We start from the raw sequence: 2,332 nt of genomic DNA, 5'->3' as shown, positions 1-2,332 counted from the left end.
CCGCCTGCTGCGGCGGTTCTGACGGTTTCCTCGCCGCCGACTTGACGATTTCTCAGGCAGCATCCGCCCGCCCGGCTGCTAGACTTCGCCTCATGATCGACAGCCTCGACCATCTGGTACTGACCGTGCGCGACATCGATGCTACGCTGCGCTTCTATGAACATGCGCTGGGCATGCAGGCGATCCGTTTCACGGCGAAGGACGGCAGCGAGCGCCTGGCACTGGGTTTCGGCCGGCAGAAGATCAACCTGCACCGCCAGGGCCGTGAATTCGAGCCCAAGGCCGCCCATGCGACACCGGGCAGCGCCGATCTGTGCTTCCTCACGGCCAGGCCCCTGAAGGACGTGATCGCGCATCTCGCGGCACAGGATGTGGCAATTCTGGAAGGCCCGGTGCAGCGCACCGGCGCGACCGGACCGATTCTCTCGGTCTATGTCCGCGATCCCGACGGCAATCTGATCGAGATCAGCAACAGCATCTGAAAGACGTGGATGGCCGGGACAGCCGGCCATGAGATGAATGTTGGAGGCGTCGCTAATCCGCCGGCGGCCCGGCGACCTTTACGTTGACGCCCAGCGCGCGTTCGACCGCGTCGTTGAGCGCAACCATGGTGAAGGGCTTCTGCAGGATCACCATCAGGCTGTCGATGTCGTGCGAACGGCGGCGCTGGATACTCTCGTTCGACATCATCAGCACCGGCAGATTGGGGAAGTCGCGCGCCACCTTCAGCGACAGTTCGACGCCATCCATGTTGGGCATCGCCACATCGGCGAGCAGGAGATCGAACGGCAGGCGCGCCAGCTTGACCACGGCTTCGGCGCCGTCATCGACCACGACGACCTCGTGCCCGCGCTGCTGCAGCACACGCCGGATGAATTCGCGCACCGGCACTTCATGTTCCGCAACCAGTATCCGCGCCATCCGTCCTCGCCGACGGCGGTCGCACGGCAAGGGCAGTTCTGCCCGGCGACAGCCACCTATTCTGGAATCAGCTTGGTCAAACTCTGCAGTGAGGGCCGGCGAATCCGCCCGAACCGGCCGCCTGCGAATCCTACCCTAACGGGTAATGAAAGAAAACGAGCATTGTTACTCGCCTGCAACTCATGGCTGCTGCGGCAGACCGCCGATTTTACACGAATTTAAGGCGTGGCCGACTGACTGGCGAAGGCGACTTCGAGGTCGGTGACCTCGTCCTTGGGCGCCGGCAGCTGAACGCTGAAGCTGAGCGTCTCATCGGCGGCGATGCTGTTCTGCTCGAGCTTGACCGTGAAGGCGCCGAGATCCTGGCCGTTGGCGCCGCGCATGGCGATGCGGACCGCCGGCAGGGCGCGTTCGGTGCCGCCGACATTCACCACATCGCCCGACACCGTCACCTTGGTGGTGCCGCCATCCAGCACGGTGGCGGATTTCAGATTGTGCAGCTCAAGCCCGAGCCACTGCGCCGCCTCGACCGGGATGCCGAGCTGCTCATACAGCTTGGCGAGCGGCGGATAGAAGGCGACCAGCTCGATACGCTTCTCGTAGCCGCCGCCAATCACGCCACCCAGCAGGCCGAACAGCAGCAGCCAGCCGAGCCAGGCCCAGGAGAACGGCTTTTTCGGCTTGCTCGGGGCGCGCTGCACCCCGGCTTCGGCCAGGCGGGCGCGGCGGCGGTTGATCGCCTCGTCGGGGTCGTCGTCCAGACCGCCGTTGGTCGGCTCGTCCAGCGGCGGATGCAGCGGCGGCCGGTCCAGCTCAGCGTCCAGCAAATCGTCGTCGAAGCCCGAAATCCGCGGCGGCGGCGGGGCGCCGAGCGAGGGCGCCAGATCGTCCGCAGGCGGCGACAGGTCGAGATCAGGCAGGGGCGGCAACGGTGGCGGCACCACGGCTGCCGCCGGCGGCGGCTTGCCGCCCGGGGGCGGCGGCGGCACCCATTCATCCTCGGCCCCCATCTCCGCCTGGGCAGCCGCGGCGGCCATCTGCTCCAGCACGGAGGGTACGGGCTTGGGCTCAGGCGCCGGGGGGGCCGGCGGCTCGGGCTCGGCCACCGGTTCCTGGCGCCAGACGTTGCGGCAAACCGAACAGCGCACCTTGCGGGGCTCGTCGCCGAATGTGGTGGGGTCGACCGTGAAACGGGTCGCACAGGCTGGGCAATTGAGGATCATGCCAAATCTGCCTGGTGCCAGCCCTTTTGCGTTTCCGGATGCTTTCCCTTATAGGACGGACAGGGCTGCGGAAGCAACCCCACTGCCTCGCAAGATATTGAAGTCATTGGTACGTAAGGCATTAGGCGAATCGGAGGACTCTCGGGCGTGGTGCGATTCCAGAATGTCGGGATGCGATACGGGCCGGG

3 protein-coding genes are annotated in these 2,332 nt (G+C 66.0%); 1 reads left to right on the top strand and 2 read right to left on the bottom strand.

All coding sequences use genetic code 11. The features are described 5' to 3' along the window. Positions 1-92: 92 nt before the first annotated feature. Positions 93-482 (top strand): VOC family protein, encoded by a 390-nt coding sequence (locus CTR53_RS09390; RefSeq protein ID WP_367158961.1) that lies wholly within the window; start codon positions 93-95, stop codon positions 480-482. A 52-nt stretch (positions 483-534) separates the two neighbouring features. Here CTR53_RS09390 and CTR53_RS09385 read toward each other — a convergent pair whose 3' ends face one another. Beyond that, complete coding sequence (locus CTR53_RS09385) at positions 535-921, bottom strand: response regulator (protein WP_290811919.1); 387 nt, start codon at positions 919-921, stop codon at positions 535-537. Between the two features lie 218 nt (positions 922-1,139). Next, the gene (locus CTR53_RS09380) at positions 1,140-2,144 is read right to left on the bottom strand and encodes a zinc-ribbon domain-containing protein (RefSeq protein ID WP_290811916.1); all 1,005 of its coding nucleotides are present in this window, start codon (positions 2,142-2,144) and stop codon (positions 1,140-1,142) included. Positions 2,145-2,332 lie beyond the last annotated feature (188 nt).

It is taken from the genome of Ferrovibrio sp., from assembly GCF_002796975.1.
GTDB lineage: Bacteria > Pseudomonadota > Alphaproteobacteria > Ferrovibrionales > Ferrovibrionaceae > Ferrovibrio.
Note: the sequence above shows the minus strand (reverse complement) of the source record. Positions and strands in the feature narration are given on the sequence as shown.